The sequence below is a fragment of the Microbacterium sp. MTN4-26 genome, from assembly GCF_042846595.1.
GTDB lineage: Bacteria > Actinomycetota > Actinomycetes > Actinomycetales > Microbacteriaceae > Microbacterium > Microbacterium luteum.
The window spans coordinates 61213-82618 of sequence record NZ_BTGO01000015.1; the positions used below are offsets into that span (position 1 = coordinate 61213).

The following is a 21406-nucleotide window of genomic DNA, read 5'->3' on the forward strand; positions in this document are numbered from 1 at the left end:
CTCAGCCTAGGGGACGGTAACGTAGTGCCTCGTGCACGTACTCTCCGTCAGTTCCCTCAAGGGCGGGGTCGGAAAGACGACGGTGACCCTCGGGCTCGCCTCGGCTGCGTTCGCCCGCGGCGTTCGCACCCTCGTCGTCGACCTCGACCCGCAGTCCGACGTGTCTACGGGCATGGACATCCAGGTGGCGGGCCGCCTCAACGTGGCCGACGTCCTCGCCAATCCGAAGGACAAGGTCGTCAAACAGGCGATCACCGCCAGCGGCTGGGCGAAGGTGCACCCCGGCACGATCGACGTGATGATCGGCAGCCCGTCGGCGATCAACTTCGACGGCCCGCACCCGAGCGTCCGAGACGTGTGGAAGCTCGAGGAGGCACTCGCGACGATCGAGGCCGAGTACGACCTCGTGCTGATCGACTGTGCACCGTCGCTCAACGCCCTGACGCGTACCGCGTGGGCGGCCAGCGACCGCGTCGTGGTCGTCACCGAGCCCGGCCTGTTCTCGGTCGCAGCCGCGGACCGGGCACTTCGTGCGATCGAGGAGATCCGCCGCGGCCTCTCCCCGCGGCTGCAGCCGCTCGGCATCGTCGTCAACCGCGTGCGCCCCCAGTCGATCGAGCACCAGTTCCGCATCAAGGAATTGCGCGACATGTTCGGACCGCTGGTCCTCTCTCCCCAGCTGCCCGAACGCACATCGCTCCAGCAGGCGCAGGGCGCCGCGAAGCCGCTGCACATCTGGCCGGGCGACTCCGCGCAGGAACTCGCCGCCGACTTCGACGCGCTGCTGGATCGCGTCATGCGGATCGGCCGCATCCCGGCCCCCGCGCAGGGCGCCTCCTGAGCCGCCGGATCTGATCCGCAGCCGATGAGAGCGCTCCGCTCTACCGTCTCACCTACGCCGCCACAGCCGCCGGCGAACGGATGTTCTCGGCTGAGCTGGATGCGGCCGCCGCAGACCAGCCCTTCTGGGGTGCCCGCCTCGCGGCCGACCACCTCGGGCCCACGCCGATCCGCGCGTCACGACTGACCACCCGACGCGCGCGTCACGCGCTGGCGGGCCTGGATACCTATCGCACCGCTGTCGGTGCCGCTGCCGAGCGCATGCTCGCCGAGGACGGCACGGGTAAAGCCGTCGATGTTCTCGAGGGGATCGTCGGGACGGGACGGTGATCGATCACGCGGTGCGGGCCGCGCGACGCGCCGCGAGCTCATCCATCTGATCGGGCACCTGCGGGTCGAACTCGACGAGAGTCGACTCGACCTCCCGCAGCACCTTGCCCACCGCGATCCCGAACACGCCCTGACCGCGACCGACGAGGTCGATCACCTCGTCGCTCGAGGTGCAGAGGTAGACCGAGGCCCCATCGCTCATGAGGGTGGTGCCGGTCAGGTCACGGATGCCGGCGGCACGCAGCTGCTCGACAGCCGTGCGGATCTGCTGGAGCGAGATGCCGGTGTCGAGCAGTCGTTTGACGAGCTTGAGGACGAGGATGTCGCGGAAGCCGTAGAGCCGCTGCGAACCCGATCCGGATGCGCCGCGCACGGTGGGCTCGACCAGTTCGGTGCGTGCCCAGTAGTCGAGCTGTCGATAGGTGATCCCGGCCGCGCGGGCGGCGACGGCTCCGCGGTACCCGACCTCGTCGTCCATCTGAGGCAGACCGTCGGTGAAGAGCAGATCGGTCACGAAAGCGGGTTCGCCACTCGCCTCGAATGCGCCCATCCGCATCTCCTCCCGATCGGTTATCCCCAACGCTAGATCAGCCGAGCGCGACGGGCAACGACATCCGCTCCTCGCGCTCGGCGTGTCGCTCAGGTCAGCAGTCGATCGAGGGCGGCGCGCAGGTAGACCCCGCGCATCTCGTCGAGTCGACGCGCGAGCTCGGGGGCGATCTCACCCGCACGCCCGCGGGATGCCGCATCGGTGCGGCGCAGCAGCGGAGCCAGCGCCGACTCGATCAGCGCAGCATCACGCTCGGCACCCTGCCGCAGCGCGCGCACGTGCCTCGGCTCGATGCCGTGCCGGTGCAGAGCCACCAGCGACTTCAGGAGCGTCACCGTCTGCTCGGAGTAGGTCTCGGCCCCGTGGACGACGCCGGTGCCGATCGCGTCGTTGAGCAGCTGAGCGGGGCACCCCGTCACGGACAACAGCTCCTCGCGGCGGTACCGGCGCGGTCCGGCGACGATCGGTGCCGCATTGACCGAGGTCGGCGGGGCCGGCTCACGCCCGGCGTCGAGCTCCACGAGATAGTCGCGGATCACGCTCAGCGGCAGGTAATGGTCGCGCTGGAGCGTGAGGGCGAGGCGAAGACGCTCGACGTCGTCGTGGGAGAACTTGCGGTAGCCGGACTCCGTGCGCACCGGTGTGACGATGCCCTGGACCTCCAGGAATCGCAGCTTGCTGGAGGTGAGGTTCGGAAAGTCCGGGGCGAGTCGCGCGAGCACCTGGCCGATGCTCAGAAGGCCCGCGGACGGCGTGCGTTCGCGGGCTGATGCGGGAGCCATCAGGCTTCCGTGGCCGGCAGGTCTGCCGGAGACACGAAGAAGTTCAAACGGAACTTGCCGACCCGCACCTCGGCGCCGTTGTCGAGCCGCGCTCGGTCCGCTCGTTCGCCGTTGACGTAGGTGCCGTTCAAGGAGCGCTGATCGACGAGTTCGAAGACACTGCCCGAGCGGGTGATCTCCGCGTGACGACGTGAGACGGTCACATCGTCGAAGAAGATGTCTGCTTCGGGATGGCGACCGACGGTGGTGACATCGGAATCGAGCAGATAACGCGCCCCCGCGGTGGGTCCGGATCGCACCAGCAGCAGTGCGGAACCCGTCGGGAGCGCTTCGATCGCCTCGAGCTCGGTCTCGCTCAATTCGCTGCCGAAGGGAACATAGGACAGATCGGAATCGTGCCCGAACGTCTGGGTGGTGTCGTTCGATGCGGGCCGGTCGGCGGCGTCACCCGGTCGTCCGGCCCGGTGAATGTCGTCCGGTTCCGGGCGGCGGTATTCCTCCACGGTGGTCCTCCCTCTCCGATGACCCAGCGTAGCCGATCGGCACCCCCGAAAACCGCGCTCGGTGCGCGAAGGGGGGTACTCGAAACTACTCAGAAACGCCCCGCCGTGTCGAGTCCGGAACCCGCGGGTAGTCTCGGGCGGGTGACGTATTCGATCGCCCGCCGACTCCGCATCCTCCTCACCGCCCTGACCGCCGTGCTCCTCGCCGCCGCGGCGGTGTTCGTGGCGACCCCCGCGCACGCTCACGACGAGCTCATCTCCACAGATCCCGACGCCGACAGCACGGTCGAGGTGCTCCCCGACCAGCTCACCCTGACCTTCAGCGGCGTGCTGTCGACCGAGCCCGGCGCGACCGAGGTGGCGGTCATGGACGCCGACGGCGCATCCCTGACCGATGGCGAGCCCGAGGTGGTCGAGACCACCGTGACGCAGCCGCTCATGGATGCAGCCACCGGCACGATCACGGTGCAGTGGAAGGTCGTCTCGTCGGACGGTCACCCGATCTCGGGCGAGTACTCCTTCCAGGTGGCCGAACCTCAGCCGACACCCACGCCGACTCCGACCGCGACGACCACGGAGTCCACCCCGGCCCCGACGCAGACGGTCGAACCTTCGCCGACGGAGACCCCGGCGCCTGCATCGGACGTCTCGCCGAGTGTCCCGTGGGTCATCAGCGGGATCATCGCGATCGCCATCATCGCCGCGGTCGTGTACCTCGTCGCAACGCGCCGCCGCACACCGCCGAGCGAGCCGGGTTCGCCCGAGTCCGGGCCGCGATCCGCCGGACCCGCCGAGCGATAGGCTTGGGGTCATGCCTCACTACGACGTCGTCATCCTCGGCGCGGGTCCCGGCGGGTACGTCGCGGCCGTGCGCGCATCCCAGCTCGGCAAGTCCGTCGCGATCATCGAAGAGAAGTACTGGGGCGGTGTCTGCCTGAACGTCGGCTGCATCCCCTCGAAGGCGCTGCTTCGCAACGCCGACCTCGCCCACACCTTCACCCACAAGGCCGACCTGTTCGGCATCTCGGGCGACGTGTCGTTCGACTTCGGCGCGGCGTGGGATCGCAGCCGCAAGGTGGCCGAGACGCACGTCAAGGGCATCCACTACCTGATGAAGAAGAACTCGGTGACCGAGTACGACGGTCGCGGCACGTTCGTCGACGCGAACACCATCGAGGTCGCGACCAGCGACGGGTCGTCGGAGCGCGTCACCTTCGACAACGCGATCATCGCCACCGGGTCGACGGTGCGCCTGCTGCCGGGTGTCGAGCTCAGCGAGAACGTCGTCACCTACGAAGAGCAGATCCTCGCCCGCGATCTGCCCGAGTCGATCGCGATCGTCGGCGCCGGCGCCATCGGCATGGAGTTCGCCTACGTGCTGACGAACTACGGCGTCAAGGTCACCATCATCGAGTTCCTCGACCGCGCCCTGCCGAACGAGGACGCCGAGGTCTCCAAGGAGATCGCTCGCCAGTACAAGAAGCTCGGGGTCGAGATCCTCACCTCCACCAAGGTCGAGTCGATCACCGACCACGGCGACAAGGTCACCGTGGCCTACACGGGCAAAGACGGCGCCGCAGGCTCCATCGACGCCGGCAAGGTTCTCATGTCGATCGGGTTCGCCCCCAACGTCGAGGGATACGGTCTTGACAAGACCGGGGTGAAGCTGACAGAGCGCGGCGCCATCGAGATCGACGACTACATGCACACCAGCGTGCCCCACATCTACGCGATCGGTGACGTCACCGCGAAGCTGCAGCTCGCCCACGTCGCCGAAGCCCAGGGCGTCGTGGCGGCCGAGACCATCGCCGGAGCGGAGACGATGGCTCTCGGGGACTACCGCATGATGCCGCGCGCCACGTTCTGCTCGCCGCAGGTCGCCAGCTTCGGGCTCACCGAGCAGCAGGCACGCGACGAAGGATACGACGTCAAGGTCGCGAAGTTCCCGTTCAGTGCCAACGGCAAGGCGAACGGGCTCGGCGAGGCCGTCGGGTTCGTCAAGGTCGTCGCCGACGGCGAACACCTCGAGCTCCTCGGGGCCCATATGATCGGCCCCGACGTCTCCGAGCTCCTGCCGGAGCTGACGCTCGCGCAGAAGTGGGATCTCACCGCTCTCGAAGCAGCCCGCAACGTGCACACGCATCCGACGCTCTCCGAGGCGCTCCAGGAGGCCTTCCACGGCATCGCGGGTCACATGATCAACATCTGACCTCACGGAAGAAGGTGCGGAGGCCTCGGGCTCCGCACCTTCCCCGTGTGGTGCGCGGGACGGATCAGAGCCCGAGCGCGCGAGCGAGCTTGGAGTCGGATGAGGCGTCGCTCGCTCCGGCGGCGCGTGCGATCTCGCCGATGGCCGCGAACAGCGGCTCGTGGTCCTCCGGCGCGGCTGGGCCGAGTTCGATCTCCCACTCCCGCCACGCCCGATCGACGCCGGCCCGTTCGTCACGAGCGGTCACGTGATCGTCGACGAATTCCGCGACCACTCCCCCTTCGGTGTCGAGCAGGTCGTACGCGATGCGGTCGTTGCGGATGCGGGCGAGCGGCGACAGCGGCTCGTCCGTTATGTGGGCGATCGCCGCCCGCACGGGCGCCGGCGCCTCGGCGATGCCGCCATCGCCGAGGGGCCAGCCCAGCTCTTCTCGCCCGGCTCCGACGCGTGGGCCTTTCACATGCCATCCCGCGTCGGGCCCCCCGGTACGCCGGCGCAGGGCATAGCCGGAACGGCCGAGCTCCGCGTCAGCGGTATCGAGGTAGACCGCGTCGAGGGCGCGGCGCTCGGCCGCACCGACCGTCGCGATGCCGGGCACGCGCGTCCAGTCCGGAACGGCGATGTCGACTTCGACGTCGAATTTCACCTCGACCTCGTGGGTGCGCCGTGGCTCCGTCACCCGTCAGCGCCGATCGCGAGGTGAGTCGCTGTAGGGGTCGATGTCGCCCTCCGACTCGACGAACCAGAACTCGCCCTCGGTGGGACCGTCATCGTCTCCGGTGTTGACGAGCTCCCCCCGGCGCGCGTAGACCACCTGAGTCTCGCTGTAGGGGACGATGAGCTGCTCCTGGTACACGTCGTCGACAGGGATCACCTGCCCGTCGAGCGGGCCGCCATGAAGTCGTGCGATAGCCATGGACCGAGCCTAGCCCTCACCCCATCCCGCGTGAGAAGGTTGCGCTTCGCGACGCGATGTGATGACGCCACCGCCGCGTACGGGGAGTGAGATCTTTCTCATGAATCGAATCAATTCCCGCCTTCGCATTGATTTGCCGGTCGCGGCAGGGTTACCGTTCGCGCGGGAAAACGCTTGCCTCCTCGCAGACGATGACGTCCGCTTCCCGGACGAGAGAAGGAATCGATGATGACTCCGCATCCCTCACGATCACGCTCGCTCGCCGCCGTCGGCATCGCGGGCGCACTCGTGCTCACGACCGCACTCCCCGCGACGGCGTCACCGGCGCCGCCGCAGCGGAGTGCCGCATCGCTCGACCGCGGTCTGGTCGCGGTCGCAACCGACGAAGGGGTCTTCCTCAGCTGGCGCCTCCTCGCCGCCGAGGCCGGCCCGGCGACGGCCACGGGCGTAAGTGGTCCCTCCTTCGCGGTGGAGCGTGACGGCGAGCGCATCGCCGTCGTCGATGACAGCACGAACTACGTCGATCCCGACGGCTCCGCCCAAGCGCGGTACACCGTCGCGCCCATCTGGCATGACGTGACGGGTGAGACCAGTGACGAGGTAGCCGCCTGGGCGGAGGGCTTCTACGACCTCCCGCTGCAGAAGCCCGAGGCCGGTGTCACGCCGACCGGCGAAGCCTTCGAATACACCGCGAACGATGCATCCGCTGCCGATGTCGACGGCGACGGCGCGCTGGAATTCGTCGTCAAGTGGGACCCGACCAACTCGAAGGACGTTTCGCAGAAGGGATTCACGGGCACCGTCTACCTCGATACCTACGAGATGGACGGGACGCTCCTCAACCGGCTCGACCTCGGGGTGAACATCCGCGCCGGGGCGCACTACACGCAGTTCATGGTCTACGACTACGACGGCGACGGGCGCGCCGAGACCATCCTCAAGACGGCACCGGGCACCTCGTGGCAGACGTACGGCGGCGATGGCGCGGTGACCGACGAGGGTCTTGTGACGATGCCGCAAGAGGATCTCGACGCGGGCTACTCCCCCGACGATGACTATCGGATGACGGCAGCGGAGTACCGCGAGCACCTGGTGGGCGTCTTCGAGGGCTGGTCGGAGCATCCCGAGGTCGTCTCCGGCACATGGCCTGCGACCCTCGAAGAGGCCTGGGGCATTCCCGTCGAACACGAGTATCCCCTCACGCGGGAGTCCGCCGAGGAGCTCGTCGACTACTTCATCGACGTCTACGCTCCTTCGCGGAGTGCTCGCAACGATCTCACGACCTTCGACGGGTTCATCGTCGACGGACCGGAGTACCTCACGGTGTTCGACGCGACGACCGGGCGCGAACTCGACACCGTGCGCTACGAACCGGGACGCGATGACGACGGTCTGCTGTGGGGCGATTACGCCATGAGCCGCATCGAGCCGGGCAACCGCGTCGACCGCTTCCTCGCCGGTGTCGCGCACCTCGATGACGATACGACCACGGCGAGCGCGATCTTCGCCCGCGGGTATTACACGCGTTCCGCGATCGCCGCCTACGACTGGGACGGGCAGAGCCTGACACAGCGTTGGCTGGCGGACAGCGGACATGTCCCGATGTCGAACCCGTTCAACGACGGCCCTCACGGCCGCGACGGGTCGAACGAGGAGTACGCCACGTTGACGACGCAGGGCTTCCATTCCCTGAGCGCCTCCGATGTCGACGACGACGGACGGCAGGAGATCGTCTACGGCGCTGCGACACTCGACGATGACGGCAGTCTGCTGTACAGCTCCTTCGACGTCCTGCCGGAGGGCAGCGCGGATCCCGGTGCGAACGTGCGCCTCGGGCACGGCGACGCCATGCATGTCACGGACGTCGACCCGGAACGGCCCGGTCTGGAGATCTGGACCTCCCACGAGGGCGCGACCTACGCACCGTACGGTTCGGTTCTGAGGGACGCCGCGACCGGAGAGGTGCTCTTCGGCTCGTACTCCGGCCGCGACACGTGCCGGGCGATGATCGGCGATGTGCGAGCGGACGTGCCGGGCATCGAGGTGTGGGCGAGCATGCCGGGAGGGTCCGAAGGGTCGGGTCTGCTGAGCGCGACGGGCGAGACGATCGACACCGCCACCCCCGGCACGAACCAGTCGATCCGGTGGGCAGGCGACCTCACGACGCAGATCGTCAACGGGTCGATCGATCAGACGCCGACCATCGACGACGTCACCCGAGGGACCCTTCTGACGGCGGAGGGCACCCGGACGAACAACTACACCAAGGGGAACCCGTCCCTCGTGGCCGACGTGCTCGGCGACTGGCGGGAGGAGCTGATCGTTCGCACCACGGATTCGTCGGCGCTGCGGTTCTACGTGAGCACCGAAGTCACCGCGCACAAGCTGCCGACTCTGCTCGATGACACGCAGTACCGCGTGGAAGTGGCCCGTCAGAACACCTCCTACAACCAGCCCTCTTACCCGGGCTTCTACATGGCGAGCGACATGGACTTCACGCAGGTTCCGGTCGCCACCGAACCCGCCACGCCGAAGAAGCCCCGCTTCATCGACCTTCCGGGCTCGGTTCTCGACCTGGTGATCGTCCCCCGCGATCGCGACTTCGAGTACTACATCGACGGTGAGCCGACGCGCACCGGCGTGACCCGCGTCGACCGCGGTGCGGAGGTGACGGTCACCGCCGTGCCTGTCGCGGGGGTCTCGCTCGAGCTCGAAGCCACATCCACCTGGTCGAAGACGTTCACGACCCGCTGGCGGTAGCACCCCGATGGGACCGGAACGTCGATGGCGGGCCGGTCCCACCGGGTTATCGTGAGGTGTGAAGCCGTTCGTCCTCCTCGCGACCCGCGCCGAAGACGTGCCCGCCGACGAGGAGTATCGGCTCTTTCTCACCGCGACAGGCCTCGCCGAAAGCGACCTCATCCGGATTCGCCTCGAAGCCGCGCCGATGCCCCGGCTGGATCTCGATGATCTCTCCGGGGTCTTCGTCGGCGGCGGACCGTTCAACGCCTCCGACCCCGCTCATCTCACGTCCGCCGTGCAGAAGCGTGTCGAAGCGGAATTCGGCACGCTTCTCGACGAGGTCGTGGCGCGTGATTTCCCCTTCCTCGGCGCCTGCTACGGCGTCGGCACTCTGGGCGCGCACCAGGGTGCCGTCATCGATCGCACCTACGGCGAGGCGATCGGCGTCGCGGATGTCGCGCTGACGGATGCCGGAGCGGCCGACCCCCTGCTGGCGGGCGTGCCCCGGAGATTCGGCGCGTTCGTCGGGCACAAGGAGGCGATTCGCGCACTCCCCGCGGGAGCGGTGCGACTCGCGTCGTCTCCGGCCTGCCCGGTGCAGATGTTCCGTGTCGGCGATCATGTCTATGCCACGCAGTTCCACCCCGAACTGGATCTCGAGGGCATCATCGTGCGGATCCACGCCTACGCCGGGTACGGATACTTCGCCGCCGACGAGCTGGGGGCCACCCTTGCTTCCGTCGAGCGCGCGCCGGTCGAACACCCGCAGCGCATCCTCCGGAACTTCGTCGAACGCTACGCGCGCTGAGAGGATCCACCCTCGACGACGCGGGCCACGTCCAGGCGCACGTCGGATTCCGGGAGCTCGAGTCCCAGATCGACGACGACGATCTCGCCGGTGAGCCGGGGACCCTCTGCCCTCCCGAGACCGATCTTCGGCGCCCCGAACGTGACCGTGAGCGCTGCCGGGAGCACAGCTTCGTCCGCTGTGCCGTCGTCCGGGTTCACGCCGCTCGGCACATCCACCGCGATGACGGGAGGGATCTCGGCGGCGAGCATCGCACCGACGATCGCACGTGCCGCCCCGCGGAGCGCTCCGCGGGCGCCGATCCCGAGGATTCCGTCGACGATAAGGTCGTATTCGGTGGCATCGAGCCCGTCCGATTCGATCCGTCGCACCCCTGCCGACATCGCGGCCGCAAGTGCGGACACGTGCGCATCGCCCGAGGTGAGGAGCGCATCGACGTCCATGCCCGACTCGGCGAGGCGCTCCGCGGCGTACAAGGCATCGCCGCCGTTGTCCCCGCGGCCGGCGAGCACCAGGACGCGCGGATGCGGTCGATCACCGAGCACGTCGGCGATCACTGTCGCGAGCGCCGCCGATGCGCGGAGCATCAGCGGCTCGCCGGCGTCGAGAAGCGGCCTCTCGGCGGCACGGACCTGCTCGGCGGTGTACGCGGAGACGGTGACGGTCATGCGTTCTCCTCCCGTTCGGCGCGTTCGGCTTCGCGGGCGGCTTCGAGCTCACCCACGGCCGTCTGCACGGACCTCTCGGCACGCTGCACCCGGCGCTGGGCGAAGGTCGAGGCCCCGTACTTCGCGCGCACGCGGTCGCGATCCTCCTCGACTCCCGTGACGATGTAGGCGCTCGCGATGAGGATCACCTGCGCAGAGAGGTTGATCCACAGCAGCAACGCGATGAGCGAGGCGAAAGACGCGAGCAGCGGGTTCGACGAAGCACCGCCCACGAAGAGTCCCGACAGCTGTTGGAGCACCGTCAGCCCGACCGCACCCAGGAGTGCACCGCTCCACAGGGCCCGGCCGGAAGGCTTCACACCCGACAGCAGGAAGAACGCGGCCGCCACCACGAGGGCGTCGAGCGCGAACACGGCGACGATCGTCACGGCTCGCGTCAGCAGAACCTCCAGCGGCCCCTCATCCGGCCGCCCGAGCCAATCGGTGACGATGCCGACGCCTGCCGTTCCCAGGATCGTGGCGGCAGCCGAGGCGACGAGTCCCGCCCCGATGCCGATGGCAAGCCCCAGGTTGCGCAACAGCACCCAGACGAACATGAGGTCGTCGGTGGTGCGATCGGCGATGCTGCGGATCGCCAAGCGCAGCGAGCCGATCGCCCCGATCGCCGCGCCGACGAGACCGACGGTCGCGATCGCTCCGGTGATGCTGAGGCCCGCCGGCGCCTGGATGGCGTCGGCGTCGATGAGGCCCTCGCCATCGGTTCCGATGAGGCCGGGAATGGCTTGATTCACCGCGCCCACGAGCGCCTGGTAGGCGTCGGGGTTGCCGGACAGCCAGAGGGCGGCGAAGGAGAAGCCGAGCAGGACGCCGGCGAAGACGCTGAAGAGCGTGCGATACGTGATGCTGTCGGCCAGCTGCGGGCCCCGCCGCTCCGAGTAGAGCAGGAGCGCTCGCACGAGTTTGAGGGTGAGCATCCACCGGATGGCACGCGCGACGAAGGCCTTCATGTCGCCAGGCTACCGACCGTTGACGGCAGCCTCCGCGGCCTTGACGTGTCGGCGGATCACCCGATAGTCATCGCTGCGACCGTCAGGGCGATCGCCGCCCACGCGCCGCCCAGCAGCCAGGGGCCGAAGGCGATCCTGACGCCGAATCCGCGGCGGCGCATCAGGACCAGCACGAGGGCGAACAGCCCCGCTCCGGCGAACGCGAACATCGATCCCAGCACCACGGTGTCCCAGCCGAGCCATCCGAGATGCAGCCCGATGAGACCCGCGAGCTTGACGTCTCCGCCGCCGATGGCACGCGGGTCGACGATCCGCACGACGAGCAGCGCGCCGAAGAGCACGGCGCCGGCGCCGAAGGATCGCATGGCCGCGCCGCCGTCATGAGCCGCGATCGCCGCGACACCCAGGCTCGACACGGCGATGACGTAGCCCGCACCGACGATGCGGTTGGGCAGCCGATGCGTGCGCAGGTCGATGACGGCCAGCACGACGCTCACGACGGCGAAGGCGACGAACGCGATGGCGACGGCGCCGAACGCAAACGCTGTGGCGAGCTCGACGTCCATGACGACACAGCCTAGAGTCGACGCCCTCCCGCCATCGACGAGCCGTCGTCACCTGTGGACAACGGGGCGATGGTCACCACTGCGGATGGATACTCGCCCGCAGGTGCCGGTCGTAGACGCCTCGCACGGCGGTGTCGAACTGATCGACGTCGAACCCGCCGTCGATGAGCTCAGCCGCATCGGCGTTCCGCGAAGCCTGCGTCACACTGCGCGCACCGGGAATCACCGTCGTCACACCGGGGCGGGTCGCCGCCCACGCCAGGCAGGCGGCTGCCAGCGGCACCGACTTGGGCAGGGTGGCCGACAATTCGCGCGCGGCCTCGACTCCGACGGTGAAGTCCACGCCCGAGAAGGTCTCCCCCTTGTCGAACGCTTCGCCGTTGCGGTTGTACGTGCGATGGTCGTTGGGGGCGAAGGTCGTACCCGCGGTGTACTTCCCCGACAGCAGGCCGGATGCGAGCGGAACGCGCGCGAAGACAGCGACCCCCGCACGTTCGGCCGCGGGCAGCACTTCGTCGAGAGGCTTCAGGCGGAACGGATTCAGGATGATCTGGATGTTGGTGACCCGCGGATGCGAGATGGCGGCGAGCGCCTGCGCGCACGTCTCGACGGAGACGCCGTATGCAGCCATCCGCCCCTCGGCGACGAGCGCATCGAGCGCCTGATAGGTCGCGTCGTCTTCGATCACCTCCGTGGGCGGGCAGTGCAGCTGCACGAGGTCGAGCGTGTCGGTGCGAAGGTTCTCGCGCGAACGGTCCACCCAGGAGCGGAACGCTTCCGGCGTGTAGTTCTCCGGCTCCTGTGCGACACGGCGTCCCATTTTCGTCGCGACCGTGACCTTGCGCTCGTGCCGCTCAGCCAGGAACTCGCCGATCAGGCTCTCGCTGCGCCCGTCTCCATACACGTCGGCGGTGTCGAAGAGGTTGACTCCCCGGTCGACGGAAGCGGCCAGCACCGCGCGGGCGTCGTCTTCCGAGACGACGCCCCAATCGGCGCCGAGCTGCCAGGTGCCGAGTCCGATGGCTGATACGTGACGGCCGGTCCGGCCGAGGCTGCGCTGCTCCATGCATCGATCCTACGGATGAGCACCTCCCGACCACGAGCCTTGACAGGTGCCGCACCCCGCCCGGAGGTTCAGCCCGTGATGACCACCGGCGTTCCGAGCGGCAGGGAGGCGAGCGCCTCGGTGGCGTCGGCGTCCATGCGGAGGCACCCGTTGGAGACCGCCCCCGACCGTGCGTCGTGGTAGTGGAAGGCCGTGATCGCGACATCGGCACCCCCGAAACCGTCGAGGGTGGGGCTCTGCACCGACAGGTACACCAGGGGGTGGCCCCGCGTGTAGGCGAAGCTCGGCTCGGTGCGCACGGTCATGACGAACGCGCGCCCGAGCGGTGTGGGTGTGGCCTCGACGCCGGACCCGAAGTCGGTGGCGATCCGCTCTCGGTCTTCTCCGCGCACGATGTCGACGGTGCGGTTGGCAAGGGAAACCTCGACGACCGCGTCCTGGGCGCTCAGCTCCACATCCTGGGTGCGCAGCCACCCGGTGAGCTGGGCCGGATCGCCGTTCGACGGGAACGCCTGGCGACCGACGAGCATGACCTTGACCCACGCGTCGTACTGTTCGATGACGGGAACGATGGTGCCGTCGTAGACGTAGTCCCGCGGAAGAGTCGCAACGGGTGAGGAGCCCGGCTCGGCGAACACGGGTGCCGCGGCATCGGTCGCGCGCGCGGCCACGCCCGTGACGTCACCGTAGGGATCGTCGTCGACCGGAAGCTCGGGGATGACGGCGAACACCGTCACCTCGGGAAGGCCGGTGAGGTCGTAGTCCGTCGTGTCCGCGGCGGGCCCCGTGGGTGTCGGGGTCGCGGTGGGCGAAGGTGCGGGAGTGCTCGTGGGAGTCAGGGTCGGCGTGGGGGTCGCTGCAGCCGGCTCCGACTCACCGGGTTGCAGCACCCAAGCGACGATGAGCGCGGTGACCGCGATGACGGCGGCGACGGCGAGCGCCATCCACCCCGCGTTCTTCCGGGTGAGCACGCGCGCCGAGGTCATGACTCCATCGTCGGTGCCCGCCGGCGCCATCGCAAGCGACGCACGGAACCGTCGCCCCTCGGCGAAGACGCATGCTCGTCCTGCCGACCTCAGCGCGCGAGGCGCACGTCGTAGCGCTGCAGGACGACGCCCTGCCCGTACGTGCGCGCCTCGATCAGATCGAGGTCGACGCGTGGATCGCCGTCGAAGAGGCCTCTTCCCCGGCCGAGCACCGTGGGATGGGTGAACAGCATCACCTCATCGAGAAGGCCGGCATGCAGCAGCGCCGTCGCGATCGTCGCGCCCCCGACGCCGATGTCTCCGTCGGACTCGGCACGGAGCGCGGTGAGCTCCGCGATCGCGTCGCCACCGGTGCCCACGATGCGCGTTCGGTGAGGGGCGCTTGCGCGGGTGCGAGAGACCAAGACCTTCGGCATCGTTGTCCAGATGCGGCCGTACTCGCGGATCACGGGCGATTGAGACGCGTCCTCGGCCGCGGCCGGCCAGAACGACTCCATGAGCTCGTAGACGCGGCGACCCTGCACCATGGCAGTGAAAGCGCGGGCACGGGTGTTGAACTCCTCGTGCAGGATGTCGTCGATGCGCATCCAGTCCCCGCCGCCGTCCTCACCCTCGGCCTCCTCGATGCGCAGATCGAGGGAGACGTTCATCCAGTAGACGAATCGCGCCGTCATGTCTGCTCCCGCCCGGCGTCAGCGCGACGCCTGCTGCAGCCCACGGTAAGCCTTCTCGACGGCATCGGCCAGGCCCGCGATGTCAGAAACCGCGGTGGGATCGGTGCAGAATCCGATGCCGAGGGAATCGCCGTGGGAAATCGCGGCGATCCGCAGGGCATGGTGCATTCCCGGTTCCGAGGCCGAGACGAGCTGCGCGACGCGCCGGCCCGTCACGGACAATTCGCTTCGCGGTCCGGGCACGTTGGAGATGGCGACACTGAATTCCCGCGAGCTGGATTCGACGCGCTCGAGCATCGCCGACACCGAGGGCAGCCCGCCGAGCGGGTGGACCTGACCGATCGCGTGCATGAGGTCGTACATCAGCTCGGCATCGTCGGCCTGCTTCGCCGCGCGCGTCTGAGCGCTGATGCGGTCGAGCCGGATGAGCGGGTCGGATGCGCGGAGTTCGAGGTCGACGTTCATGAACGAGTCGCGGTTTCCCACGGCCGGGCCGTCGTCTCGATGGTGGAGACTTACCGGGATCTGCGCGCGCAGGCGCGGGGCCGACGCACCGAGCCATGAGCGCAGACCCCCGGAGACGATGGCCATCAGGACGTCGTTGACGGTGGTGCGACGCGGGCGGGATGCGGCGACTGCCTTGAGTGCGCCGAGCGGCACGGTCGTGAATGCCAGCTCTCGATGTGCGGTAAGGGGGCGGTCGAACGGCGAGCGCGACCCCGGCCGGCCCAGCTCGCGTCCGATCGCCGCCGGAAGCCGCTGCCACAGCCCGCGACGCGCTCCGGAAGCGGGAGCAGGGCGCATTCCGACGGAGGAGGCCGGATGTTCGCTCGGGTCGGCGACGGTATCCTGCAGGAACCGCATGCCCGCGATCCCGTCGACCATGGCGTGGTGCAGGCGAGCGGCGAGCGCTTCGCGACCGTCGTCGAGCGGCCCGATCACGTCGATCGACCACAGCGGCTGGCGGTGGTCGAGGGGCACGGCCATCAGATCCCCGACCGTGCGCCGCAGGTCTTCGACCGATGCCACGGGCTCGGGGTGACGACGGATGTGACGAGCGATGTCGAAGTCTTCCGCCGGCACCCAGCGCGGCCGGTCTCCTCCGGTGTCCACCCGCTCGCGCGCCCGTGGATGGGCATCCAGGCGCTCCGTGACGCGATGCCGGAGCCCGTCGAGGTCGAGGGTCTCGCCCGGCTCGAGGATCAGCAGCTTCAGCGTGTGGCCGGCCACGGCCGCCGACTCGAGCGCGAGGATGCGCGCATCATCCTCGGACAGGAAATCCGGCTCCGCTGTCACCTTCGCTCCCGTCCCTCGCGGGCGTTCGTCAACCGCATCTCACCGGGCTGCCGGATGACGCGCTCGCGACGATCTCATCCTCCGAGACGTGTGCTGCCTCGGCGATAGAAATGAGGTGCTCGCACACGTCGCCGCTCGCGGAGTCGATCAGGGCACGAATCGTGCGCGCGTCGGCGTCGTGGCCGTGAGCGTCGTCCAACGTCTCGGAATAGTCGATGAGTCCGTCGAGCCGGGACAGCACCGCGGCTCTGGCGGCGAGGTCGCCCGGCGGGGTTCCCCACAGATTCTCGATGAGGATGCCCGGCCGAGGCTCGCCCTCGGCGCCGTCGCCCGGCGACGTCACGCGGACACCGAGCGTGTACAGCGTGACGCCGGCAGGGACGTCGAATTCGGTGGCACGCTGCACGGCCTGTTCGAGCACCTGCTCGTCGCGCGTCGCATCGAGCTCGACCTCGAGATCGCCCGAACCGAAGAACGGCAGGTTGTTGCTCACGAATCCGCCGGTGCCGGTGACGCCGTCTGTGTCGGCCATGAACTGGGCGAAGTCATCCTCTGTCGCGGATCCGGCGTTCGCCCTCGAGCAGCCGCTCAGCGCCGCCACGCACGCCGTCACGAGCACGATCCCGACAAGACCCCTCATCAGCCGCATGTGGCCATCTTCGCAGAGCGCGCCGAATCACCTCGGAATCCGCTCGCGGGAATGCAGAAGGCCCGAAACACCGGCCAAATCGGAGAGTGGCTACACCCTACTCAGCGCCCTGACGCCACGCTCGGACGATCTCCGCTCCGACCTCGACGTCGTGCTCGTGCGAGTTGGCGGCGTAGAGCACGGGCTCTTTGCCGCCCACGAGCGAGAGTTGAAGAGTGTGCTCGACCTCGCTCTTCATGAGCGTGCTCAGAACGAGGTTCGGCCACCACTTCAGCGTCACCGCGTTGACCGACACGATTGCGTCACGCGGGTATCGGCGAGTGACGAAGTAGCCCCTCGCGACCAGGTGCGTAGGGGTGATCTCCACCCCGTGCATCACCCCCCTCAGAATCATCCAGACGAGCGCTACTGAGCTCACCGTGAGGACGATCGCGAAAGGTAGCCCAATCAACAGGCTCGCCGGAATCTCGGGGTCCCAACCCAAAGCGACCGGGATCGGAAACGGAGTCATCGCTGCGAGTAGCCCGCAGACGGGAGCTGCGATGACCATCCAGACCCGAAAGCGGCGCCCGAGCGGCCAAACCAGTGCGGCGGATTCGTTCACACCGTCGCGCCGAGCAAGCACAGATCGCGACGGCGTGAGCAGTGCAGCAATCACGCACCCCCAGACCGCGAGCACGACGGCTGCGATCGGAATGTCGATGCCGAACGGGTAATCGGTGTCCTCGACGCCCCAGACGAGAATCGATCGAATGATGAGAAGCCCGCCCGCTGCCATGCCGACGAGCATGATGATCGGCGAGAGGTGGAATAACCTCCAGTACAGCGTCGGCGGCATCGGGCTGTCGCTTCGACGCGATCGCACCCGTTTCGTCACCCGTCGAGCATATTTGCTTCCGCGCAGCGCGTCGGACAACTCGATGCCGTGATCGCGGCGAATCCCGCCCTCGGTGTGCGGCTGCCCGTCATCGACGCGCACGAGTTCGAGCCGTGGACGCCCGAGCAGGTGGGGGCGTTCCTCGACCGGGCCGCGCAGCACCGTCTCGGCGCCCTGTTCGAGATCGCCGTGCTCACCGGGCCGCGGCGGGCCGAACTGCTCGCGCTGTAATGGGGCGACGTCGACCTCACGCGACGCGAGCTGACCGTGCGCACGACGCGCGTGCAGATGCGCAGCGAAGTCCGTCGAGAACTCACCGAAGACGACCGCAGGGCGCCGGGTCGTGCACCTCGACGACGCCGCGGTCGGTGCGTTCGTCGCCTGGCAGGTCGCACAGGAAGCCGACCGGGTGAACTGCGGCACGCAGAGGAAGGGCGGCGGGCACCTGTTCACGTACGAGAACGGGAAGCCGCTGCGCCCCCAGTTCGTGACGCGCCTGTTCGAGACGATGCGCAGCGACGTCGGGCTGCCCGAGATGACGCTGCACGGGCTCCGGCACATGCACGCGTCGCTGCTGCTCGCGAGCGGCACCGACATCGCGCTCGTGTCGAAGCGTCTCGGTCACTCGTCGATCTCGATCACGATCACGATCGACATCTACACGCACCTGATCGGCGACGCCGGTCGACGTGCAGAGGAGAGCGCTGCGGCGCTCATTCCGCGAGCAAGTGCACAACAGGTGCACAACGAGCCTTCCGGAGCGGGCATGACAAAAGCCCCGGAACCTCGCATTTCTGCGTGATTCCGGGGCTCTTTCCGGTCGGGATGACAGGATTTGAACCTGCGACCCCTTGACCCCCAGTCAAGTGCGCTACCAAGCTGCGCCACATCCCGGAGTTCGGACCGCAATCCGAACAACTCCCCTATCCTAGCCGCAACGGCACCCCGCTGCGAACCACGCCGACGCCCGGGCGTTGCACCGCCCGGGTTGCCCGCGAGTAGCCTCGACGGGATGGCTGACGACACCGGGACGGCACGGCTCGCGCCGCGGTCCGTCGGCGCCGTCGCGGGTCTCGTGCTCGCCACGGTCGGCACGGCCCTCCCGTTGTCGATGGCGGCACCCACGCTCTCCACCACCGCCGAGCTCTACGGCACGACGACCGCGGACACCACGTGGGTGCTCACCACGACGCTCATCGTCGCGACGGTCTCCGCACCGGTCATCGGCCGCCTCGGCGACAATCACTCGCCGGGGCGCATCCTGCTCTTCGTCCTCCCGATCATCGCGCTCGGACTCTTCCTCGCCGGAAGCGCGGCGACCCTCACCCAGCTGATCTTCGCCCGCGCCCTGCAGGGTCTCGCCGGCGGCGTGCTTCCCCTCGCGCTGTCGCTGACACAGCGGATCGTGCCACCACGCCGCCGCGCGCTGTGGGTCGGGATCCTCGCCAGCACGTTCGCCTCGGGAACCGCCCTCGGTGCGGTGCTGGCCGGTGTGCTCGTCAACGCCTACGGCACTCCCGCCCTGGCATGGCTGCCGCTCGCGATCGTCGTCATCGCCGAGATCGCGCTCCTCGCCTTCCTCCCCGCCACGCCCGCGTCTGGCAGCCGACGCCTGCACGTGCGCGCATCCCTCGCGCTCGGAGCAGGGGGCGTTGCCCTGCTCCTCGCGATCACGGAGGCCCCGAAGCTCCCCTCCCCCCTCGTGACCGTTCCGCTGCTGCTGGCGGCGGGGCTCGCGGCCCTCGCCGGCTGGGCGCGTACCCAGTACCGCGGCGACACGCCCCTGTGGGATCGCACCGCCTGGCGGCGTCGCCGCTCACTCGTCGCGGCACACCTCATGGCGCTCCTCGGCGGCGCGGCACTGTTCGCCACGTTCGTCGCCCTTCCCGCGTTCGTCGAGTCGGACGACGGTCTCGGGCGGTCGGTCGCGATCGGCGGGGCACTCCTTCTCCCGGCAACAGCGGCCATCGCCGCCGTCGGACCCCTCGCAGGCCTCTTGCGCCGACGTCTCGGAAGGCGCGGTACCGCCCTGCTCGGCGCGGCCGCGGCGACGACCGGGGCGACGCTGCAATGGATGGCCCCGCACGAGATCCCCGTCCTGCTCGCCGGCTCCGCGCTGCTGGGTGCCGGAGTGGCCGTCACCTTCGCCGCGGCGCTGACCGTCTCGATCGAACTCGCCTCGGCCGACGACGTGGCCACCGCATCCGCCCCGAACATCGTCGCTCGTCAGCTCGGCGGCGCACTCGGGGCCGGGACCGCCGGCGCCGTCCTGGCCGTGTCCGCGACCGGCACCCGATTCGACGCAGCGTTCGGAATCATCGCGGCTCTCAGCGCCGCTGTCGCCGTCGCCACGATCGGGCTTCCGCGCAGCCGCTCGCGAGTACGCTCGACGGGATGAGCGAGAGCGCACGGGTGGACGCGTGGCTGTGGGCGGTGCGCGTCTACAAGACGCGGTCCGCCGCGACCACGGCGTGCCGTGCCGGACACGTGCGCGTCAACGGCGACCGCGCCAAGGCCGCCCAGCCCGTTCGCCCCGGCGACGAACTGCGCGTGCGCATCAACGGATTCGACCGGCACCTCGTGGTCCGTGAGACCATCACCAAGCGCGTCGGTGCGCCCGCTGCCGCCGCAGCCGTGGAAGATCGCACTCCGCCGCCTCCCCCACGCACCGAGGTGCCGTTCGTCCCCGTCCGCGATCGGGGTGCCGGCCGCCCGACCAAGCGCGAGCGGCGCGAGATCGACCGCCTGCGCGCGCGCGACGGCGACGACCGCTGATGACGCGGCCTCACGCGTTGCGGTGATCAGTCCACGTTGAGCAGATCGCGCAGCCAACGCGCGCCCCGAACCCGGCCGCCCACCTCGACGATCCGTTCCGACAGACCGCGATCGCTCGTCACCACGATCACGTCGTGGCCTCGGTCGCGAAACTCCGCCGCGACCGACACGATCGCGTCGTCGCCCTCGCCCGGCGCCGCCACGACCTCGACGCCGGCGACCTCGGTCGACACCGCGCGCGCCTGCCCCTCGACGACGGCGGTCCAGCGCGGGAACCACACGTCGCCCTCCAGCCACAGCGCATCTGCCGGCACACCGCGCGACGCGCGCCGCGAAACCCGGTCGAGCAGTCGTGACGCGGCGCCGGCACGATCGCGCCACCACCCGTCGGGCACCGATCCGACCACGTTCGCCACGTCGACGACCACAACCGGATGCCGCGGTAACAGGCTGCGCAACAGCGGCCACGATGCGGCGAAACCGGGGTGCAGCGGCAGATGGTCGACGTCGTCGATCGGAACCCACGCGAGCTCGAGCGACTCGGGGTCGGAGATCACCGGCGTGAACGGCTCGACGACGTCGGCGACAAGTGTCGTGTACGTCCAGACACCGACGTCGAGCACGCTCTCCAGCCGCGCCCGCACCGCTCCGTCGGGGACGCCGGCCTCCTCCTGCGCCTCACGGATCGCGCCGGTCGCCGCATCTTCACCCTGATGGCGGGCACCACCGGGCAGAGCCCACGTGCCACCGAAGTGGCTCCAGCCCACGCGGTGCTGCAGCAGCACGCCGCGATCGGCATCCAGAGCCAGAAGTCCCGCGGCGCCGAAGCGCCCCCAGTAGCGCTGGCCGTCCGGCGCTTCCACCCAGGCATCACCCGGGTCGCGCGGGCCGTGTGGCCGGCGCGGCTCACCGGGTTCGGGAGGGAGGATCGTCACCACGTCAAGACTGGCACACCCCGGTGTCGGTCGAGGTCGTCAGAAGCGCAACCTCAGCATCCACTCTGCGCCCGTCCCCTGCTGCATGTCCCAGAAACTGCTCTTCTGCGGGCTCACACCGACAGAAAGTGGGACATGGCTGGGGAGAAGCGCCGCCCACAGCTGGGGAGAAGCGCCACCACCCGCCGGAAGGCATGTCCCAATATCTGCTGTTCCGCCGGCCCACA

Annotated in this window: 24 protein-coding genes, 1 tRNA gene and 1 pseudogene; 10 read left to right on the plus strand and 16 right to left on the minus strand. The window is 69.1% G+C overall.

The annotated features are described in order from the left end of the window. Positions 1-31: 31 nt before the first annotated feature. Both ACGG9C_RS13135 and ACGG9C_RS13140 read left to right on the plus strand, forming a co-directional pair. Positions 32-841 (plus strand): ParA family protein, encoded by an 810-nt coding sequence (locus ACGG9C_RS13135; RefSeq protein WP_071043691.1) that lies wholly within the window; start codon positions 32-34, stop codon positions 839-841. 80 nt (positions 842-921) lie between these two features. Beyond that, complete coding sequence (locus tag ACGG9C_RS13140; protein ID WP_390178712.1) at positions 922-1170, plus strand: hypothetical protein; 249 nt, start codon at positions 922-924, stop codon at positions 1168-1170. 4 nt (positions 1171-1174) lie between these two features. On the opposite strand, the gene ACGG9C_RS13145 is transcribed toward ACGG9C_RS13140, so the two are convergent. From ACGG9C_RS13145 to ACGG9C_RS13155, 3 genes are all read right to left on the minus strand, one after another. After that, the gene (locus ACGG9C_RS13145; RefSeq protein WP_390178713.1) at positions 1175-1720 is read right to left on the minus strand and encodes a MerR family transcriptional regulator; all 546 of its coding nucleotides are present in this window, start codon (positions 1718-1720) and stop codon (positions 1175-1177) included. A gap of 89 nt (positions 1721-1809) precedes the next feature. Beyond that, positions 1810-2502, minus strand: coding sequence for a MerR family transcriptional regulator (locus tag ACGG9C_RS13150; RefSeq protein WP_071043694.1), 693 nt, complete (start codon positions 2500-2502; stop codon positions 1810-1812). Further along, positions 2502-3005, minus strand: coding sequence for an FHA domain-containing protein (locus tag ACGG9C_RS13155; protein WP_194383306.1), 504 nt, complete (start codon positions 3003-3005; stop codon positions 2502-2504). Before ACGG9C_RS13155 ends, ACGG9C_RS13150 begins: the two co-directional genes overlap by 1 nt. Positions 3006-3146: 141 nt before the next feature. Between ACGG9C_RS13155 and ACGG9C_RS13160 the strand changes: the two genes are divergently transcribed. Both ACGG9C_RS13160 and lpdA read left to right on the plus strand, forming a co-directional pair. Further along, complete coding sequence (locus ACGG9C_RS13160) at positions 3147-3806, plus strand: copper resistance CopC family protein (protein WP_228480758.1); 660 nt, start codon at positions 3147-3149, stop codon at positions 3804-3806. Between the two features lie 10 nt (positions 3807-3816). Next, positions 3817-5214 carry a dihydrolipoyl dehydrogenase gene (gene lpdA / locus ACGG9C_RS13165; protein WP_194383307.1) on the plus strand — a complete coding sequence of 466 codons (1398 nt, stop codon included), beginning with the start codon at positions 3817-3819 and terminating at the stop codon, positions 5212-5214. 64 nt (positions 5215-5278) lie between these two features. On the opposite strand, the gene ACGG9C_RS13170 is transcribed toward lpdA, so the two are convergent. After that, positions 5279-5860, minus strand: coding sequence for a CYTH domain-containing protein (locus tag ACGG9C_RS13170; RefSeq protein ID WP_237673304.1), 582 nt, complete (start codon positions 5858-5860; stop codon positions 5279-5281). Positions 5861-5896: 36 nt separating this feature from the next. Further along, complete coding sequence (locus tag ACGG9C_RS13175) at positions 5897-6130, minus strand: response regulator (protein WP_194383309.1); 234 nt, start codon at positions 6128-6130, stop codon at positions 5897-5899. A 228-nt stretch (positions 6131-6358) separates the two neighbouring features. Here ACGG9C_RS13175 and ACGG9C_RS13180 point away from each other — a divergent pair, with 228 nt between their 5' ends. Further along, entirely contained in the window at positions 6359-8890 is a 2532-nt protein-coding gene (locus ACGG9C_RS13180; RefSeq protein ID WP_390178714.1) for a rhamnogalacturonan lyase, read from the plus strand. A 58-nt stretch (positions 8891-8948) separates the two neighbouring features. Further along, entirely contained in the window at positions 8949-9680 is a 732-nt protein-coding gene (locus tag ACGG9C_RS13185) for a glutamine amidotransferase (protein ID WP_194383310.1), read from the plus strand. On the opposite strand, the gene ACGG9C_RS13190 is transcribed toward ACGG9C_RS13185, so the two are convergent. From ACGG9C_RS13190 to ACGG9C_RS13230, 9 genes are all read right to left on the minus strand, one after another. Next, positions 9668-10348, minus strand: coding sequence for an NAD(P)H-hydrate epimerase (locus tag ACGG9C_RS13190; protein ID WP_194383311.1), 681 nt, complete (start codon positions 10346-10348; stop codon positions 9668-9670). The genes ACGG9C_RS13185 and ACGG9C_RS13190 overlap by 13 nt on opposite strands. Then, complete coding sequence (locus tag ACGG9C_RS13195) at positions 10345-11355, minus strand: YihY/virulence factor BrkB family protein (RefSeq protein WP_194383312.1); 1011 nt, start codon at positions 11353-11355, stop codon at positions 10345-10347. The genes ACGG9C_RS13190 and ACGG9C_RS13195 overlap by 4 nt, the downstream gene beginning before the upstream one ends. A gap of 56 nt (positions 11356-11411) precedes the next feature. Further along, positions 11412-11921 (minus strand): prepilin peptidase, encoded by a 510-nt coding sequence (locus ACGG9C_RS13200; RefSeq protein WP_194383313.1) that lies wholly within the window; start codon positions 11919-11921, stop codon positions 11412-11414. Between the two features lie 73 nt (positions 11922-11994). Next, positions 11995-12987: an aldo/keto reductase gene (locus ACGG9C_RS13205; RefSeq protein WP_194383314.1), complete on the minus strand. Its 993-nt coding sequence runs from the start codon at positions 12985-12987 to the stop codon at positions 11995-11997. A 68-nt stretch (positions 12988-13055) separates the two neighbouring features. Next, positions 13056-13973, minus strand: coding sequence for a L,D-transpeptidase (locus ACGG9C_RS13210; RefSeq protein ID WP_194383315.1), 918 nt, complete (start codon positions 13971-13973; stop codon positions 13056-13058). A gap of 89 nt (positions 13974-14062) precedes the next feature. Continuing rightward, positions 14063-14647 (minus strand): dihydrofolate reductase family protein, encoded by a 585-nt coding sequence (locus ACGG9C_RS13215; RefSeq protein ID WP_194383316.1) that lies wholly within the window; start codon positions 14645-14647, stop codon positions 14063-14065. 18 nt (positions 14648-14665) lie between these two features. Next, positions 14666-15943 (minus strand): wax ester/triacylglycerol synthase domain-containing protein, encoded by a 1278-nt coding sequence (locus ACGG9C_RS13220; RefSeq protein ID WP_194383317.1) that lies wholly within the window; start codon positions 15941-15943, stop codon positions 14666-14668. Between the two features lie 28 nt (positions 15944-15971). Then, positions 15972-16592, minus strand: a complete 621-nt coding sequence (locus ACGG9C_RS13225) for a hypothetical protein (protein WP_194383318.1) — start codon at positions 16590-16592, stop codon at positions 15972-15974. A gap of 97 nt (positions 16593-16689) precedes the next feature. Then, a complete protein-coding gene (locus ACGG9C_RS13230; protein ID WP_390178715.1) occupies positions 16690-17508 on the minus strand; it encodes a hypothetical protein in 819 nt (272 codons plus the stop codon). Between the two features lie 9 nt (positions 17509-17517). On the opposite strand from ACGG9C_RS13230, the gene ACGG9C_RS13235 reads away from it, so the two are divergent. After that, positions 17518-17700 (plus strand): hypothetical protein, encoded by a 183-nt coding sequence (locus tag ACGG9C_RS13235; RefSeq protein ID WP_286717232.1) that lies wholly within the window; start codon positions 17518-17520, stop codon positions 17698-17700. 109 nt (positions 17701-17809) lie between these two features. Continuing rightward, positions 17810-18271 (plus strand): annotated as a pseudogene (locus ACGG9C_RS13240) (tyrosine-type recombinase/integrase); the annotation flags it as partial. A gap of 18 nt (positions 18272-18289) precedes the next feature. On the opposite strand, the gene ACGG9C_RS13245 reads toward ACGG9C_RS13240, so the two are convergent. Beyond that, a tRNA-Pro gene (locus tag ACGG9C_RS13245) sits at positions 18290-18363 on the minus strand. 118 nt (positions 18364-18481) lie between these two features. Here ACGG9C_RS13245 and ACGG9C_RS13250 point away from each other — a divergent pair. Continuing rightward, positions 18482-19867 carry an MFS transporter gene (locus ACGG9C_RS13250; RefSeq protein WP_286717661.1) on the plus strand — a complete coding sequence of 462 codons (1386 nt, stop codon included), beginning with the start codon at positions 18482-18484 and terminating at the stop codon, positions 19865-19867. Next, a complete protein-coding gene (locus ACGG9C_RS13255; protein ID WP_286717663.1) occupies positions 19864-20244 on the plus strand; it encodes an RNA-binding S4 domain-containing protein in 381 nt (126 codons plus the stop codon). Before ACGG9C_RS13250 ends, ACGG9C_RS13255 begins: the two co-directional genes overlap by 4 nt. Before the next feature lie 26 nt (positions 20245-20270). On the opposite strand, the gene ACGG9C_RS13260 is transcribed toward ACGG9C_RS13255, so the two are convergent. After that, entirely contained in the window at positions 20271-21179 is a 909-nt protein-coding gene (locus ACGG9C_RS13260; RefSeq protein WP_390178716.1) for an NUDIX domain-containing protein, read from the minus strand. Positions 21180-21406: the final 227 nt, after the last annotated feature.

What these genes read in the sequence shown, in the direction of transcription:
- ACGG9C_RS13175 (WP_194383309.1), bottom strand. Translation starts at nt 6,130, where the DNA reads ATGGCTATCGCACGACTTCATGGCGGCCCGCTCGACGGGCAGGTGATC.
- ACGG9C_RS13150 (WP_071043694.1), bottom strand. Translation starts at nt 2,502, where the DNA reads ATGGCTCCCGCATCAGCCCGCGAACGCACGCCGTCCGCGGGCCTTCTG.
- ACGG9C_RS13190 (WP_194383311.1), bottom strand. Translation starts at nt 10,348, where the DNA reads ATGACCGTCACCGTCTCCGCGTACACCGCCGAGCAGGTCCGTGCCGCC.
- ACGG9C_RS13215 (WP_194383316.1), bottom strand. Translation starts at nt 14,647, where the DNA reads ATGACGGCGCGATTCGTCTACTGGATGAACGTCTCCCTCGATCTGCGC.
- ACGG9C_RS13180 (WP_390178714.1), top strand. Translation starts at nt 6,359, where the DNA reads ATGACTCCGCATCCCTCACGATCACGCTCGCTCGCCGCCGTCGGCATC.
- ACGG9C_RS13225 (WP_194383318.1), bottom strand. Translation starts at nt 16,592, where the DNA reads ATGCGGCTGATGAGGGGTCTTGTCGGGATCGTGCTCGTGACGGCGTGC.
- ACGG9C_RS13210 (WP_194383315.1), bottom strand. Translation starts at nt 13,973, where the DNA reads ATGACCTCGGCGCGCGTGCTCACCCGGAAGAACGCGGGGTGGATGGCG.
- ACGG9C_RS13205 (WP_194383314.1), bottom strand. Translation starts at nt 12,987, where the DNA reads ATGGAGCAGCGCAGCCTCGGCCGGACCGGCCGTCACGTATCAGCCATC.
- ACGG9C_RS13145 (WP_390178713.1), bottom strand. Translation starts at nt 1,720, where the DNA reads ATGGGCGCATTCGAGGCGAGTGGCGAACCCGCTTTCGTGACCGATCTG.
- ACGG9C_RS13255 (WP_286717663.1), top strand. Translation starts at nt 19,864, where the DNA reads ATGAGCGAGAGCGCACGGGTGGACGCGTGGCTGTGGGCGGTGCGCGTC.
- ACGG9C_RS13195 (WP_194383312.1), bottom strand. Translation starts at nt 11,355, where the DNA reads ATGAAGGCCTTCGTCGCGCGTGCCATCCGGTGGATGCTCACCCTCAAA.
- ACGG9C_RS13250 (WP_286717661.1), top strand. Translation starts at nt 18,482, where the DNA reads ATGGCTGACGACACCGGGACGGCACGGCTCGCGCCGCGGTCCGTCGGC.
- lpdA (WP_194383307.1), top strand. Translation starts at nt 3,817, where the DNA reads ATGCCTCACTACGACGTCGTCATCCTCGGCGCGGGTCCCGGCGGGTAC.
- ACGG9C_RS13140 (WP_390178712.1), top strand. Translation starts at nt 922, where the DNA reads ATGTTCTCGGCTGAGCTGGATGCGGCCGCCGCAGACCAGCCCTTCTGG.
- ACGG9C_RS13200 (WP_194383313.1), bottom strand. Translation starts at nt 11,921, where the DNA reads ATGGACGTCGAGCTCGCCACAGCGTTTGCGTTCGGCGCCGTCGCCATC.